General features: G+C 48.0%; 18 protein-coding genes and 1 tRNA gene. 10 read left to right on the top strand and 9 right to left on the bottom strand.

Annotated features, from left to right (window positions below):
* Window positions 1-278: 278 nt before the first annotated feature.
* From DFR47_RS02685 to DFR47_RS02665, 5 genes are all read left to right on the top strand, one after another.
* Window positions 279-842, top strand: coding sequence for a polysaccharide biosynthesis/export family protein (locus DFR47_RS02685; protein WP_113942839.1), 564 nt, complete (start codon window positions 279-281; stop codon window positions 840-842).
* Window positions 843-893: 51 nt separating this feature from the next.
* Entirely contained in the window at window positions 894-2039 is a 1146-nt protein-coding gene (locus DFR47_RS02680; protein WP_245416415.1) for a glycosyltransferase family 4 protein, read from the top strand.
* Window positions 2040-2344: 305 nt separating this feature from the next.
* A complete protein-coding gene (locus DFR47_RS02675) occupies window positions 2345-3889 on the top strand; it encodes an undecaprenyl-phosphate glucose phosphotransferase (RefSeq protein ID WP_113942838.1) in 1545 nt (514 codons plus the stop codon).
* Entirely contained in the window at window positions 3886-5169 is a 1284-nt protein-coding gene (locus tag DFR47_RS02670) for an O-antigen ligase family protein (protein WP_113942837.1), read from the top strand. The genes DFR47_RS02675 and DFR47_RS02670 overlap by 4 nt, the downstream gene beginning before the upstream one ends.
* A gap of 257 nt (window positions 5170-5426) precedes the next feature.
* Window positions 5427-5720, top strand: coding sequence for a hypothetical protein (locus DFR47_RS02665; RefSeq protein ID WP_113942836.1), 294 nt, complete (start codon window positions 5427-5429; stop codon window positions 5718-5720).
* Between the two features lie 160 nt (window positions 5721-5880).
* On the opposite strand, the gene DFR47_RS02660 is transcribed toward DFR47_RS02665, so the two are convergent.
* A complete protein-coding gene (locus tag DFR47_RS02660; protein WP_113942835.1) occupies window positions 5881-7515 on the bottom strand; it encodes a phosphoethanolamine transferase in 1635 nt (544 codons plus the stop codon).
* 400 nt (window positions 7516-7915) lie between these two features.
* On the opposite strand from DFR47_RS02660, the gene DFR47_RS02655 reads away from it, so the two are divergent.
* Entirely contained in the window at window positions 7916-8215 is a 300-nt protein-coding gene (locus DFR47_RS02655) for an XRE family transcriptional regulator (RefSeq protein ID WP_170137441.1), read from the top strand.
* Between the two features lie 193 nt (window positions 8216-8408).
* Complete coding sequence (locus DFR47_RS02650; RefSeq protein ID WP_113942833.1) at window positions 8409-8753, top strand: DMT family protein; 345 nt, start codon at window positions 8409-8411, stop codon at window positions 8751-8753.
* 87 nt (window positions 8754-8840) lie between these two features.
* Here DFR47_RS02650 and DFR47_RS02645 read toward each other — a convergent pair whose 3' ends face one another.
* The 4 genes from DFR47_RS02645 to DFR47_RS02630 all read right to left on the bottom strand — a co-directional run bounded on the left by DFR47_RS02645 (window position 8841) and on the right by DFR47_RS02630 (window position 10599).
* Window positions 8841-9497 (bottom strand): CatB-related O-acetyltransferase, encoded by a 657-nt coding sequence (locus tag DFR47_RS02645; RefSeq protein WP_113942832.1) that lies wholly within the window; start codon window positions 9495-9497, stop codon window positions 8841-8843.
* Between the two features lie 131 nt (window positions 9498-9628).
* Window positions 9629-9901 carry a hypothetical protein gene (locus tag DFR47_RS02640; RefSeq protein WP_147245472.1) on the bottom strand — a complete coding sequence of 91 codons (273 nt, stop codon included), beginning with the start codon at window positions 9899-9901 and terminating at the stop codon, window positions 9629-9631.
* A gap of 201 nt (window positions 9902-10102) precedes the next feature.
* Window positions 10103-10342: a PepSY domain-containing protein gene (locus tag DFR47_RS02635; protein ID WP_113942830.1), complete on the bottom strand. Its 240-nt coding sequence runs from the start codon at window positions 10340-10342 to the stop codon at window positions 10103-10105.
* 180 nt (window positions 10343-10522) lie between these two features.
* Window positions 10523-10599 (bottom strand) — tRNA-Pro (locus tag DFR47_RS02630).
* Between the two features lie 148 nt (window positions 10600-10747).
* Between DFR47_RS02630 and DFR47_RS02625 the strand changes: the two genes are divergently transcribed.
* Together DFR47_RS02625 and DFR47_RS02620 are read left to right on the top strand one after the other, a co-directional pair.
* On the top strand, window positions 10748-10999 hold the full coding sequence (locus DFR47_RS02625; RefSeq protein ID WP_210207245.1) for a hypothetical protein: 252 nt from the start codon (window positions 10748-10750) through the stop codon (window positions 10997-10999).
* A 68-nt stretch (window positions 11000-11067) separates the two neighbouring features.
* Window positions 11068-11379 carry a hypothetical protein gene (locus DFR47_RS02620; protein WP_245416414.1) on the top strand — a complete coding sequence of 104 codons (312 nt, stop codon included), beginning with the start codon at window positions 11068-11070 and terminating at the stop codon, window positions 11377-11379.
* Between the two features lie 9 nt (window positions 11380-11388).
* Here DFR47_RS02620 and DFR47_RS02615 read toward each other — a convergent pair whose 3' ends face one another.
* The 4 genes from DFR47_RS02615 to DFR47_RS02600 form a co-directional block, all read right to left on the bottom strand.
* Window positions 11389-11934, bottom strand: a complete 546-nt coding sequence (locus DFR47_RS02615; RefSeq protein ID WP_113942829.1) for a GNAT family N-acetyltransferase — start codon at window positions 11932-11934, stop codon at window positions 11389-11391.
* A 27-nt stretch (window positions 11935-11961) separates the two neighbouring features.
* Window positions 11962-13011, bottom strand: a complete 1050-nt coding sequence (locus DFR47_RS02610) for an HlyD family secretion protein (RefSeq protein ID WP_113942828.1) — start codon at window positions 13009-13011, stop codon at window positions 11962-11964.
* A gap of 22 nt (window positions 13012-13033) precedes the next feature.
* Window positions 13034-14581 carry an MFS transporter gene (locus tag DFR47_RS02605; RefSeq protein WP_374788362.1) on the bottom strand — a complete coding sequence of 516 codons (1548 nt, stop codon included), beginning with the start codon at window positions 14579-14581 and terminating at the stop codon, window positions 13034-13036.
* Window positions 14582-14864: 283 nt separating this feature from the next.
* Window positions 14865-15257 (bottom strand): MarR family winged helix-turn-helix transcriptional regulator, encoded by a 393-nt coding sequence (locus tag DFR47_RS02600; protein WP_210207244.1) that lies wholly within the window; start codon window positions 15255-15257, stop codon window positions 14865-14867.
* A 184-nt stretch (window positions 15258-15441) separates the two neighbouring features.
* On the opposite strand from DFR47_RS02600, the gene DFR47_RS02595 reads away from it, so the two are divergent.
* Window positions 15442-15888: an META domain-containing protein gene (locus DFR47_RS02595; RefSeq protein ID WP_170137427.1), complete on the top strand. Its 447-nt coding sequence runs from the start codon at window positions 15442-15444 to the stop codon at window positions 15886-15888.
* The last annotated feature ends 23 nt before the right edge of the window (window positions 15889-15911 follow it).

The raw sequence follows: 15911 nt of genomic DNA, 5'->3' as shown, positions 1-15911 counted from the left end.
CGTTAAACTGCCGGAATTCAGCCGCCCTCTTCTGCCGGTCAGATTCAAATCTTTACTTTAGAAGATTGTATTTTATGGCAATTTCGTTCCGTGACATGAATTAATGTCGCCGCCTTTACGCCATATTAACCCTAATAATTCAATAATCGCACTCAATCACCGGCCACGCCACTCAAAGCATGGCACCGGCAATTGACGATATACGCGACAACAAGCTTTATGCGAGCGGCCTTTATGCAGCCGGAAGATGCTGAAAGCGGTATGAGGATAAGAGCAGAATGAAAACTCAAGTTTTTATGGCAGCTTTGGGGATAACCGGCCTGATCCTTTCAGGTTGCTCCAGCTATCAGCCTGCTCCGCCAGCTTTTCATGAAGCTCTGAATCAGCCTTACATTCTGGGCTCCGGTGATCGTTTGCGCATTACTGTGTTTGAACAAACCGGTCTCAGCAACACCTATTCCGTTGATCAGTCCGGCTATATTGCGTTTCCGCTGGTTGGCAGCATTCCTGCCCGCGGCAAAACTGCCAAACAGCTTGAATCGGCAATCGCAACCAAATTGCGTAGCGGCTATATCCGTAATCCTGATGTCAGCGTGGAGATCGACCGTTATCGTCCGGTCTTCATTATGGGTGAAGTCGGTGGTGCCGGACAATATTCCTATGTACCGGGCATGACAGCGCAGACAGCCATTGCGGCTTCCGGTGGTTTTACACCGCGTGCCAATCAGGAAAGCGTAGACATTACCCGCCAGATCAATGGTAAAATCTTTACCGGACGGGTGCGCATTACCGACCCTATTCTGCCGGGCGATACCATTTATGTCCGTGAGCGGTTATTCTGATCAGCAAATAGTGGGGCATACAGCAGTTTCAGAAGCTGAGATGAGGATGTTGTGAAGCAAAAGTCTTTGCGGATTATCCATTGCTTCCGCTCACCTGTCGGTGGTGTGTTCCGGCATATTCGCGATCTGGCAGCGATGCAAAATGCTGCCGGTCATCAGGTCGGGGTCATCTGCGAATTATGTGAAGACGGCGCGCTCGAACAGGCGCAATTTGCATCACTCCTGCCGGATTTAGCGCTGGGACTGCACCGCATTCCAATCAGCCGTAAAATCGGCCTCAGTGATATTGGTGCTATTCTCGCAACACGAAAATTATTCAAGCATCTGCAACCGGATATTGTGCATGGTCATGGCGCCAAGGGCGGCACCTATGCACGTCTTGGTACGGTTCTGGCGCGAGAAAAGCGCAATCAGATTTCCCGCCCGCTGCGCTTTTACTCTCCGCATGGCGGTAGCTTGCATTTTGATGCTGCTTCGCTTGCCGGCAAAGTCATGTTTACCGCTGAACGCTGGCAGGAACATGTGACTGACGGATTAATCTTCGTATCGGCCTATGAAGAAAACACCTATCGTGCCAAAGTCGGCAATCCGCGTTGTACCTATGCAGTAATTCGTAACGGCATCAGCAAAGATGAATTTGCGCCGGTTGATTTGGCCGCTGATACCGCAGATTTTCTGTTCACCGGCATGATGCGTGATCTGAAAGGACCTGACCTTTTTATACGGGCACTGGCAGAGCTTAACCTTGCTGCCAAAGCCGGAAACCGCGCACCAATTACCGGTGCCATGGTCGGTGATGGTCCGCAAAAGCAACAATATCAAGCCTTGGCTGAACAATTGGGCTTATCAGAGCATATCCGTTTTTATCCGGCTATGCCGATACGTGAAGCGCTCATACTTGGCCGTATCTTTGTCCTCCCCTCCCGTGCTGAATCTTTGCCCTATATTGCTCTCGAAGTGCTGGCAGCCCAACGCAGTATTATTGCCACCCGCGTCGGCGGGTTGGCCGAAATCTTTGGCGAAGACAGCCCTGCACTGTGCAAACCGAATACGGCTGCTCTTGCAGCCAGAATGCATGAAGCCCTGACTGATCAGGCCGGTTATCAAGCAAGCATGCCCGATCCGCTGCTGCTACGCTCATTGTTCAGCCGCGAAAATATGGCCGCCGCTGTTGAACAATTCTATCGTAGCTATTAAATTAGCGATTACGGAGTTTTATGCGCTTTTGCGGCGATCAAAAACCGCTCTGAGCGTTATGTGCACACACCAGAAAACAGAATTTTCTGCGGCTTTTTGCAAGTAAAAAAACCAATAAACAGACTTCCATCTATTAAACTAACATTGCGGATACATTTACTATCCGGCAACCAAGTTCTATGAAAAAGCCTGTATACACGGCTATAATATGAAACGCCTCGTAAAAATAAGAAAATAACAACTCTCATAGCCGATAAATTGCATATATTTTCTTGTGAAAAAGCCCAGATATGCCGGTAGATCCTATGCGTGAGAAAAAAAACAACGGAAATTTTGACAGGAAGGCAGTGCTGAAACAGCATGCCCCCGATCAGCCGGTTGCGCCTGCTGAAAAGGTTGAGCTGAGCCCTCTTGCCGTCAAAGTTGCTGCCCAATACCGCAATGAGAGCATCTCACCGGCGCTGTTTACCGGTCTTATGCGCATCTGGGAGTTTCTGGTTGTTTTTTTGTGCGGCAGCGGGTTTTATCTTGCCTATGTCGGCATTCAGGAAATGCACTTTCTTGAATATTTCATGGCAAACACACTGGCAGCCTCACTCTATGTTATCTTTGCGCAGTTTAGCTCAGGCTATCGCCCTTCGGTTTTGCGTAAGCCGTTCCGATTTCTCGGCCGCTTGATTATCTGCTGGGCCGGTGTTTTTGCGGCAATGGCTATTCTGGCCTTTTTGCTAAAAATTTCTGCAGTATATTCCCGTGTCTGGTTCGCTGGTTTTGCGGTCACCGGCTTTGTTCTGCTTATGCTGTCGCGTATTCTGGCGGCCAAACTGATGCGTATGCTGGCACGCAGCGGACGTATGGAGCGCCGCGCGGTAATCGTTGGTGGTGGTCAGAATGCCGAAGATCTTATTCTTGCGCTCAACGAGCAACCCGATAACGATATTCGTATTTGTGGTATTTTTGACGATCGCGGTGATCGTCGCTCCCCTCCGGTGGTGGCAGGCTATCCAAAGCTCGGCAATATTTCCGAACTAATCGAATTTGCCCGTGTCGCCCGCATTGATATGCTGATTGTATCGCTGCCGATCTCGGCAGAAGAGCGTGTGCTGACGCTGATGAAAAAGCTCTGGGTGCTGCCGGTTGATATTCGTCTTTCCGCCCATGCAGCCAGTATGCGCCTGAGCCCACGTGCTTATTCTTATATCGGCTCAGTGCCGATGCTGGATATTCTCGACAAGCCGATCAACGACTGGGACGCCATCGCCAAGCGGATATTTGATATTGTCTTCAGCCTGTTTGGTATTGTGCTGTTTTCTCCGGTCATGCTGGCAACCGCTATTGCTATCAAACTCGACAGCAAAGGACCGGTTATTTTCAAACAAAAGCGTCACGGTTTTAATAATGAAGTGATCAATGTCTGGAAATTCCGCTCCATGTATGTGGATCAGTGCGACCCGACCGCCAAACAGGCCGTCACTAAAAATGACAGCCGTGTTACCCGTGTCGGCCGCTTCATTCGCAAAACCTCCATTGATGAATTGCCGCAGTTTTTCAACTCCCTTACCGGCAGTCTTTCGCTGGTAGGTCCGCGTCCCCATGCGGTTAGCGCCAATTCAAACAATATGCTCTATAATGATGTGGTTGACGGCTATTTTGCACGCCACAAGGTCAAACCCGGTGTCACCGGCTGGGCGCAAATCAACGGCTGGCGCGGCGAAATCGACAAGCCGGAAAAAATCGTCATGCGCACAGAATATGACCTGAATTATATTGAAAACTGGTCGCTCTGGTTCGATCTGAAAATTCTGTTCCTGACCCCTGTGCGTCTGCTGAACACGGAAAACGCCTATTGAGTGCCAAGGCTGGATATAGGGCTACTGCAGACTTTAAACCGCCTGCGCTCAACAATCAGCAAGCCGTACTGCCATGGCTTGCACGATTGTCTCTGGGCACCGGCGTGTTTTTCAGCGGTTTTGTTCTGTTTGAACCGGGTCCATATGAAATTCTGATGCTGGCATTGTTGTGCCTGTGGCTGCTTTCCGGTCTCAGGCTCAGCATCCATGCGCTCACTTTATTGCTGCTTTTCACACTATTTAATATTGGCGGTGTTCTCTCGATTTTTCAGATGGATGATCTGAAAAAAGCCCCACTTTATATTGCTGTTTCATATTTTCTTGCGCTGACAGCGGTCTTCTTCGCCGCCGTGACCGAGAGTGACTGGCGAAGACTGCAACCGCTTTTTACCGGCTATCTGGCTGCGGCAACCATCACCGGCTTGCTGGGCATTGGCGGCTATCTCAATCTGATACCGGCAGCGGATTTATTCACACTTTATGGCCGCGCCAAAGGTGCCTTTCAGGATCCGAATGTGTTCGGGCCTTTCCTGATCCTGCCGATTAATTGGTGCATTTATCAGGTTCTGACCCGTCCTTTTAACAAAAGCCTGCTGTATTGGGCGTTGTTCCTGATATTAACGCTCGCCGTTCTGCTGTCCTTCTCCCGTGCAGCATGGGGCATGTTTGCTATGTCTCTGCTGTTCATTCCGGCCTTGCTCTTCCTGCGCAGTACCGATCAGCGCCTGCGTGGCAAGATCATTCTGATCAGCGTTACAGTCACTATTCTGCTGGCATTGGCATTGGTTATCGCTTTGCAAATCCCGCAAATCAGCTATATTTTCTATCAACGCGCCCGCCTTGAGCAGGATTATGACAGTGCGCGTACAGGACGTTTTGCACGGCACTGGCTGGGGCTATTGCTGTCAATGGAAAAGCCTTTCGGCATAGGCCCTTTAGAGTTCGGGCCAATGTTCGGCGAAGACACTCATAATATCTGGCTGAAAGCCCTGCTCGATTACGGTTGGCTGGGTTTTGTCGCCTTCATCATCCTGACAATACTGACGCTCGCTTTTGGTTTCAGGCTGATGCTGCGCGAGCGGCCATGGCAACCCTATCTTCTGTGTACCTATATTGCCTTTATCGCCCATATTCTCATTGGCAATGTGATTGATATTGATCACTGGCGACATTTTTATCTGCTTATCGGTATCATCTGGGGCTGTGCCGGACTGGAACACCGCTACCAGCAACAATTACGAACTGATCATCGTTCTCCGTTAAAGATTTTAGGGAACTAAAAGACCAGTCTCTGCGTTACCTCCCTATAAAAATAAGGAGAACAATAATGCTGAGAGCCGGTATTTTATGGATGATGGGTGTCCCGTTTTTTGTTGTGGTGCTGATCTGGTATTTTTTCTTCTGATTAAGCCGCTACTGAACAAAAAAACCTATGTGAGCATGAGCGTTTAAAGCGAGGTGCGCTTGTACAGCAGCACCGGCGCTCTGCCTTTTCTGAATGATTTAAATTCTGAAATAGCAATTACGGAGACTATAAATGGCAGATAATGCAGACAATGCCCGTCAGGCAATGGAAGAACAAATCGCAGAACTGCGCCAGCAGATCGATACAATGAGTAAATCCCTGAAACAGCGCAGTGAGGAAGCAGCTGAAGAAGCCCGCACCCGCCTGAACCGCGCTGCCTCAACCATCAAGGAACAGGGACAAGCAACGGTCTCTGCTATTCGTGAAAATCCGGGCACTGCAACCACCATACTCAGCACGGCCGGTATTGCCGGTTTTGTTCTGGGTTTTCTTGTTGCCAGCTGCCGCAACGATTCACGCTGGTAAGATTGCTAAATTGAAAAAAGCTCCGGAAGCACTTTTCCGGAGCTTTGTTGTCTGGACTAGAGCAATTTACGTTCAGATTGAACCATAGCGATCGCTCTGGATTCTTAAGTTTGCCGCATTATCACTACGGAAAGTTGCCACAACTTGACTGTGAAATATTTTAGTTCGCGGTTTCAACACTCCGGCAAATATTGAAAATATCCAGTTTCTCATCATAGATGCTGGTTTTCACATCCATCAGACCCAATGCCAGATTGAACAGATCATCATGCGAGGTTGGCTTATCCGTCTGCTGCCTGAGACAAGCCATATCCAGATCATTCTGTTTCAGGAAATCCGGCGAGAACCAACTGAAGAACGGAATAGAGGTCTGCTCACGCGGTGCGATGAAATATGGCATGCCGTGCAGATAAAGCCCTTTCTCGCCAAGGGATTCCCCATGGTCTGACATATAGATCATCGAGGACGCAAACTCCCCCTCCTTTGACTTCAGAAGATCAATAATCTCTGCCAGAATCTTATCCGTATAGAGGATCGTATTATCATAGGCATTGATGATCTCCTGCTGCGTGCATTCGGAAAAGTTCGATGTGTTACAAGCAGGTTTAAAAACCGCCGCATCCGCAGGATAACGCCGGTAATAAGCAGGCCCATGGCTGCCAAGCATATGCAGCACAACCACGGTATTGGATTTAAATCCGTCCATCCGTGCTGCGAGTTGATCAACCAGCACCTGATCATAACATTCACCATCCTCGCAATTCGGATTCCCCTCTTGCATAAGGCTGAGATCAATTGTTTCAATTCGGTCTGCAACACGTTTGGTGCCGGTGTTATTCTCAATCCATAATGGCTGCAGACCTGCATGGTTCAGCACATCCATCAGATTTTCTGACTGACGGAACTTCTTGCTGCTATAATCTGCTCGCGGAAAAGGTGAGAACATACAAGGCACTGATACGGCTGTCTCTGTGCCGCAACTGGTCGTGTTGCTGAAATTCAGCACATCCCGCGCGCGTAATTGCGGATTGGTGTCATGGGCATAACCATTGAAACTAAAGCTCTGCGCCCGTGCTGTTTCGCCAACCACAATCACCGTCAGGCGTTTTTTATCGCCATCGCCCTTATAAGGTTTAAGCTGCACCGCATCTGTACCAAGCGGCTTTGCAACATAAGTGCGCTCTTTATTCGCCTTTACTAAATAGCGAATACTGCTGCTAACCGGCGCCAGAGGATTTATCCTCGCGACAATCTCTTCTTTTTTGTCACGAAACATCGACGAAATCGTCCCGAAATGGTTCATAACCAAAACCAACGTGACGATCAGACAACCGGAAATCAATAATGTATTGACCCATAATTTCTGCGTAAAAGGCCGGTGTTTAATCTTCACCCAGAATATCAGAGCACTTGGCAAGCCGGCATAAAGCAACATGCTCAGAATAAAATGACCGTTAATCAGGTGTCCGGATTCTGCTCTTGTTGTTGTCGCAGCATTTTCAATCATATTCGGCGTAATAAAAACCCCGAAATGGTCGATAAAATAGGCAGATGAGGCCGAAACGGCGATAAAGAAAATCAACGCCGGTTTGATGAGATATGGCGCTGAGAATAAGACGAGGAGGCAATAAGTCAGCAAAAATATTGCTAAAACAACAACTCCGGTAACCAGATAATCGCCGTTCAGATAATCTGATATGAATGCAAACACAGTTCGGTTAAAAAAGATCGCAATATAAATAGCTGAAATAAAACATAATAAATTACTTGCTACAGAAATTCTTTTGAATTTCATATGTCACCTGTTCTAAATAAAAAAACTACATCTTACATATCCGTCAAGAAATCATGTGCTTTCAGATAGCTTATAATCTGCATAAAAATTATGCCGAATATCCAATATTAAATTTTTAAAAATCTATTTTAATTAATATCAATAATGACCAAAATTTATAAATTTTCAGTTCAAACACTGCATAGCCAATAACCAAGCATCCGTTTTCAGACGAAATTATGTCATCTAAAGCCGATTTTTGAACAAAAAGCGGATTTCAACCTGTCAGACCGCTTCAAAAAGTCTTGTTTCAACCGGCAGAAACTGCGTTATGATACAAGAAATAAGGCTTTGTTTCTCAATCTCTTAAGGTATGTTTTCAGTAGAACTAAACAGACCTCAGCAGAAGGACAGATGTGTGATGATTACCGGCCCGCAATGTAAAGCTGCCCGTACCTTAATTGAACTTAGCCGTGAAAGATTATCCTCGTTCTCCGGCATTGAAATTGGTGTCATTGAGTTGTTTGAGCGCAAGCTTGACACGCCTGACCATAGCGTTCTGGAAGCATTACAGAAAGCGCTTGAAGATGCCGGAGCAGTCTTCATTCCCGAGAATGGCGGCGGCATCGGTGTCCGGTTGAAATTTACCCGCTCTGAGGCCAAACGGATTTCTGCACTTGAAGCAGAAGGCGGTATCGTCGGCTATGACGACGTGCCATAAATCCTTGCAAATACAGCTATACAATCACAACTGAAAATGCGGGCTTTAAACCCGCATTTTTCATTATTGCACTATAGAACGTTCAACATCTCAAATGCTCCGGAGAAATATCCGAAGGCGTTTTACTTATGCTGAGAATAGAGCTATCGGTGCTTTGTCGATCCTGACACCCGCCGGTATATTGAGGCATATCATGGCTAACTATCTCAAGCCGATCCTGTTGCTTTGCGCATCTAATATTTTCATGACTTTTGCCTGGTACGGGCATCTGAAATTCACAAATAAACCATTGATACTGGTGATCGTTGTCAGCTGGCTGATTGCTTTTTTTGAATATTGCCTGGCGGTTCCAGCCAATCGCATGGGGCATGGCATCTATAGTGCAGCAGAACTGAAAACCATTCAGGAAGTGATCACTCTGAGTGTATTCGCTGGTTTCTCTGTGCTGTATCTGGGCGAGAATATCACGATCAATCATATAATTGGTTTTGGCTTTATCTGCCTCGGTGCCTTTTTCGTCTTTAAAGGCCCGTTCTGATAAGGAGCATGTCCCAATGAAAAAACGCCCGTTGAAACGGGCGTTTGTGTCAGATCGGGTTGTAACCGGATCAGCGAAGTTTATCTCTTATGCGTGCTTCGCATCATAAAGCTTTGCAGCCTCAACCAGCTTGCCGATATCATCCGAGCAAATATATTGCCTCAGAGCATCGAATTTCGCTTTTTCCCACTGATAGATTTTGAGTTCCAGCAATTGCTCTGTTGTCGCTTCAGCAAAACGTTGCTTAATCGGCGCGGCAGGATTACCGGCAACGATTGTATAAGGCGCAACGGACTTCGTGACCAATGCACCGGAGGCGACAATCGCCCCCTCACCGATCGTTACACCTGGCATGATCATTGCCCGCATACCAATCCATGCACCGTCCTCGATGACAGTGTCACCTTTAGCCATATAGGCATCTGCAATTATTTCCGGAAAAGGATAGAGACTGAACCAGTCGGTGCGGTGCGTATGATTACCGCCCATTAAAATAACAGCCTCAGCGCCGATACAGACATAATCGCCGATATAAAGCTGGTCAATTTCCCACAGCGTTTCCCAATGGGCGAGACTATACTCATCGCCATAGTGATAACGCACAACACTTTCCTCGAAGCTTCCGCTCCAGGCATCGCTATAATAACTGTTTTTACCGCGTATATGAATGTTAGGATTTTTAACGGTATCGGCCAGAATTTCGACTTTGGACCAATGTTTTACCGTTTTCTGTTGTCCCGACATAAAGCTTCACCTCATATATAATCTGAGTGAGCACTTTAGCCTCCGGACATTAAAAATGTAACATTATAATTTCAGCGCCACTTGTGGTTAAACCAAGCGGCGCTGAAGATGCAAAATGGTAGTGTCCCCTATCAGTGCAGACCTTTACCTGGACGGGGGGTCGGAATGCCAAACAGGCGCAAATCCGCAGGTTTAAAACCGCTTTTCAGACTGCCCTCATTATCCAGCAAGGTAATATTCGGAATAGCAATATCACTAGAATTGAGCTGCCGAAGCTCAATGCCGACAACAATTCCCTCGGTCTGGTTGAAGCGTTCTGATGCCTCAGTCACAACTTTATCCCCAATATTGAAGCGGTTGAGTTCAGGAATATCAATTAGCAAATTTATTTGTGTCAGCTTCATTCTGTCTACCATCATCGATCATATATAGGGGAGCTATCTCCTGTCGATGTCATTGATCTTGCAAAGATTGGACTGAGCATTGATACAAATTCTCTGCTCATGCGCCTGATGGAAATATCGTCTTCAAATCCAGGATAGATTTGTCTGGCTCCACATTTACAAAGCCGTTCAATATGGAGCCCTATGTTTTAAATCTCTCAATTATTTGACGGTTTCGCCGGTTTTCGGATCAATCTTGACCTCAACCTTTGCACCACTATTCAGATAATAATCAATTTCGTAATATCCGCGGTCATTCCAATCAATTTCGTCAATATATTTCACATCAGCTGTATTCTCAATTTTAGCAATAATTTCTGAAAGCTTTGCACCTTCAGGCACTGCCGCATAAGCGTTCATGGCTGTAAATGTCAAAATTGTAGCTGCAATTATCGTTTTCATGCCGAACTCCTTCGTTATCCCGAGGATATGGGAAGGCGTCAATAAAATTCAACTTTCTTTTTATATCAGGTTGTTAAATTTTTTTTACGGTCATTATTAAGCGTAACAAAACACCGGCACAATTTATGAAAACCGGCCGTTCTATGCGCAAAAATACAAGTAAATCATTGTTTGAAAACATGGTCGGAATGGCGGGATTCGAACCCACGACCCCTTGACCCCCAGTCAAGTGCGCTACCTGGCTGCGCTACATTCCTAACACCTAAAAGCCTTAGGATATAAAGATTTTATTGGCAAGAGCCTTCAATGTGCGGAGATCATTTGACAATAAGTCCACGATCTTTCACTCCCCTTGACAGAGATCACAAATTGAGAACATTATAGGAACGCAAAGGAGATTCCACTATGTCTCTCGCAGTGGCCAAACCAGAAAAATACATCATAATGCCGTTCCGCAAGAACAACCAAAAGCTTGTTGCAGCGGAAATGCGCCCTGCCTCCAGTGAGGCCAGCGCGATTAAAATCGCCACTTCCATGTCAGCGCGCTATATCGGCGTTGCAGCCTATGCCGTGCAGGTGGATGAGGAAAGCGGCGATATGAACGCCCCGCGCCTGCTTGCCAGCTTTGGGGAAACTCCGGATTTCAGCGACGATTAAATCCGTGCTCCGACTATGATAGTGTTTGTCAGCTTCAAAAATACTGATCCGTTCAAAGGGCAAATGAAATGCGCAATATGATTTTAAGGCTGATTGTCGCTATTTTAATGCTGGCAGGTTTCAGCACAGTTTCGATGGCTGCACTGGCGCCGCAATATCAACGTGCCAATGAGATGAATGCGGTAATCACAGCTGTTACTGAGACACTTTCCCCTTACCAGCCGATTACGAAAATTGTCTATCAAAAAGATGATCAGTATCTGGTGGCTGCCGGAAATTGCACCATTACTGCGAAGATCGTCTCTCTCCCTGCCAAGCCCGGACTTGTTGGCCCCAGACAATTCAATGTTCAGCTTGGCAAGCAGCGCTGTAAAAAATAAATCGCAACATCATTCCGCATCAGAGAATCTATGAAGCAGATGAATATCATCCGGTTCTAAAGCATAGAGAGCTTTATCCGGATGTATGACCGGCTTACCCCCCTGATGCATATAAAAATCGACTGTGTGTTTTGTTGAGGTTGATGAAATATAGAAGCCTTCAACACCCTGCATTTTGGTCAATTCCATAGCCTGACGATAAAGGCGTGAGGCTAATCCCTGCCCGCGCCAGTTGTGGCTAACATGCAGGAATGCCAGTTGGCGATAATGCGGGTAATCACCAACCGGACGGGCATCCACAACCACAACCGCAATCAATTGCTGTCCGGCATAAGCACCAATAAATAACCCGCCATGATCATAGCAGTCGAGCAGGATCGGCGTATAAAGCTCCGGTTCACCTTCCGGCCAATCCTGCGTATCGTAGAACTCCGGATGCAGCTGCAATACGCCACTGTTAAAGCGGTAGACTTCGTGAACCAGTTCACGGCGCTCAATCTGCCAGACTGTCTCCACTTCACTGTGCTCAAGGCGGCGTAGTTCTATATTCTGCATTCTGTCCTCTGCACCGCTGCTATACGATTATTTTTCGATACTCGCGCTGGTATCGACTTTAACAATAACTGACATACCAGGCGCAAGCTTGTCTTCCTGTGGCTGGCCTTCATCAATAGCAATGCGAACCGGCAAACGCTGCGCCACCTTAATAAAATTACCTGTGGCATTGTCAGCCTTCAATACACTGAATTCTGAACCTGTGGCCGGTGAGAAAGCCTCGATACGGCCGGTCATTTTCTCATAACCAAGTGCATCGACTGTAAAGCTTACGGGCAAGCCGACTTTCATGCCGTAGAATTGCGTTTCTTTGAAATTCGCAATCACCCACTTCTTATCCGGAACCAGAGAGGTCAGCTGCGCACCGATATTGACATATTGGCCGGGTTTCGCACCAATTTCACCAAGAACACCATCCTGCGGCGCAATGATTTTCGTATTGCTCAGGTCAATTTTAGCAAGATCGACTGCTGCTTCTGCATTGGTGACCGCAGCTTCCAATGAATGACGGCGCACGACAATCGACTGCACATCCTGCTTATTCACTTCCAGTGCGGCCTCAGCCTGACTAACCGAACCGCGCGCCTGCTCGAGAGCTGAAAGCGACTGATCTTCATTGCTCTGGGTCATCACTCCGCTTTTACGCAGAGGTGTCACGCGATTATAGTTCGCCTCTGCAACGACCAAGGCTGCCTTTGCACTGTTCAGTACAGCCTCACCCGACCGTGTCCGCGCTTCGGCCGCAAGACGATCCTGTTCAGAATTCGCCAGAGCGGCTTTCTGCGTCTGTAACATAGCATCAGCCTGCTTCAGTTTCTGAACATAAATGCGGTCATCCAGCGTAAACAGAACATCACCTTTTTTCACACGCAGATAATCACGCTGCGGCACATTTGTAATATAACCGGCAAGCTGCGGACTGACGATTGTTACCTGCCCGCGCACATAGGCATACTCAGTCATTTCAACCGAGGAGCGGAACGGCGGCAACTGCCACGCGTAGAGAATAAACAACACGCCGCAAAGCCCGATAGCCAGAATGAATAATGTGGCTGAGTTACGAAAAATCTTCTGCATTTCAGATACTCTCAAATCAAAATCAGTTTACGGCGGGTTGTTCAGCAGCTGCTATATGGCGCTGCAAAAAGTTCCAGAGCTGATACAGCGCAGGCACGACAACCCGCCGGATAATCAGAATAGCCAGCGTCATTGCAGCAATGGCAGACACCAGCAAAAACAGATCGTTATAGGATAGAACGGTAGCCTCTTTCACAATCTGCTGACCAAGCAGAGCGGCACCTTCAGCATTGACATAGACCGGATCCGTGATCACCTTCGACACAGAGGCAGACAGCTGTGCTATACGCTGCGCCACCAAAGGATCAGTCATTACAATCTGATCATAAAGCGCACGCATATGATGTTGCTGCCGCCACGTCACAAAGCTGCCGAACACCGCCGAACCAAACAAGCCGCCGACACTTTGTGTGAAAATAAACACCACAATGAAGCTGGTAATATAGGTAGGGCCGTTTTTCAGCGCACTGACCAGACCCGCGGCCATTGCAGGCGGCAAGAATAAAGCACCGCCAAAAGAAATCATTGCCTGACTAAGATACATCATCTCAGGCCGTGTCAGATTATTGGCATGTCCGTCCATAAAGGCGCCGCTCATAATCAGCAGCAATGCCACGGTATAAATATACGCTTCTCTGCCTGGTCTGATGACCATTGCACAGATAATACCACCCATAACGGAACTGGCGATCAGCACCCAATAGAGACCGGTGCTCTGCTCATTATAAATACCTAAAGCCTGAAACATACCCGTTGCTCCGGCCGTCTGCTCGGAAAGCACCAGACGAAAGACCAACAACATACCGGCAAACGTCAGCGTCTGGCGACTTGTCAGCCAGCGGATATTGAGCAACGGGTTTTCGCGATTAAACTCAATCGCTGCGGCCAGTGCCAGCGCACCAAAAGCAACAGCAAGGCAAACACCGATCCATGGCGCCTCCAGCCACCAATAAAGCCGCCCGACAACCAGCATCATCGCCAGTAGGCCAAAGCCAAGTGCAATCAGCGGATAGCTGATGAAATCCAGCTTTTCGAGCACTTTCTGATGCGGAATAGGCGTCAGCTTAAGCGTATAAACCGTTGCAAAGCACATCAGCGCCAGACCGATTTCCAGCATATAAAGCTGCGGCCACAACCCTATTCCGAGCAAGCTCGGCGAGATAATGCGTGCTAATGGAGCACCAATTGTGGTGCAGGTCAGAGCCAGACACAGCCCCCAGCTCATCTTCTTGCTCGGTGGAAACGCTTCCAGCATGTAGAAAAAGCCGAGTGTCGACATCGGCGATGCTGCAGCACCGGAAAAGAACCGCACGATCAGCGCCGAGTTCAGATCATGAATGAACCAGTGCAGCGAGGTCACCAGCACAAAGGCCAGAAGGCCAAGTTCGGTGAACAAACGCAGGCCGTATTGCGTGCGGATTTTCATCAGAAACAAGGTCAGGCTGACATTCGGCGCCATATAGGCAGCCAGCAGCCACGTCGTTTCGGCGGTTGTTGCGCCAAGCCCACCCTGTAATTGCGGAATATTCACCGCAACCATATTCAGACCAATCCCCTGTGTAATCCACATCAGCAGAGAGGCGCAGACAAAGGCCGCAGAAAGCAGGAAAGGTTTTGCAGGTGGCAACGGAGGCGCAGGCGGCGCTTGTGGTGCGGGCTCTTCGGCAGCTTCCACAGTTTCTTCTATAAGCGACGGTTTGTCCTTAGGCTGTATAGCCACGCTTGCACTATCGGATAAAGGTTGGCTTACAGGCTGTGCATCGGCTTTCGCCGGATGCAGCACTGCGTCAGCATCGTCATGAGCTTCTTTGGGCTCATCCTTCTGGTTTGCTTGTATGTCTGCCATGATGATCTCAGTTGATCGCTTCCATATTCTTCAAAATCACCCGCAAAATATGCAATCCATGATCCAGATCTTCCTCTGTCAGATCCTGCATAATGCGGATACGCAGCACTTCCGCGACACGTTGCAGTTCTTCAACATGGTCATGGGCAGCCTCTGTGAGAATGATGTGCTTGGCACGCCGGTCGCCCTCAACAGCACGTCGCGTGACCAGCCCCTGCTTTTCCAAACCATCAATCAGCCGCACCAAGGTCGGCGTTTCAATTTCAAGCGCAGCGGCCAGTTCGGTCTGTGTCATGCATTTGTGATTGGACAGCAAAAACAACGCCCTCGCCCGCGGCAAAGTCATGCCATGCTCTTTGGCAAAAACATCAAACAGAGTGCGCAGCTTTCTGCCTGCCACGGACATGTCCGTCAGAAAATCAGCGCGCTTTTGTACAATTGCAGATTTCATGAGTACACATATAGATAGAGTGCTAACAATTATTACTCTATATAATTTTATTTCTGCCTTAGTGCAACCCATATGTTTGATAAGCGTTACTGCACTATCCGCAGCCATGCGGAACCTGCAAAGGATTGCCTTTATGCAGAATATTTTTACGAGGACAGTTATGCCATTTAACTTCACTAAGCTCATTCAGCCTGCCGCACTCTCAGCAGGCCTAATGCTTGCAAGCTTCGGTGCAGCTCATGCTGCGGACACAGGTATTTATGGAAACTGGGTAACAGAGCGTATTCAGGGGCATAAAGTCAGCGCGAAAGTTAAATCCACACTGGATATTGCGAAAGACGGCAACATCTCCGGCAATGCCGGTTGCAACCAGTATATGGGCGGCATGGAAATCAAAGGCGACAAAATCAAAGTCTTACCCGGCGGAGCAACACTGATGGCCTGCCCTCCGGCTTTGATGAAACAGGATTCTCAGTTTCACAGCGCGCTTGGAAAAGTCACAGGCTGGAAGATCAATAAAGGAAAACTGATCCTGACCGACGGCAAAAATCGCGAAGTTCTGCGCCTGAAGCGCGCATAAAATAAGATTGCCCTCATACAGCT

The organism is Pseudochrobactrum asaccharolyticum, from assembly GCF_003314995.1.
Lineage (GTDB): Bacteria > Pseudomonadota > Alphaproteobacteria > Rhizobiales > Rhizobiaceae > Pseudochrobactrum > Pseudochrobactrum asaccharolyticum.
Note: the sequence above shows the minus strand (reverse complement) of the source record. Positions and strands in the feature narration are given on the sequence as shown.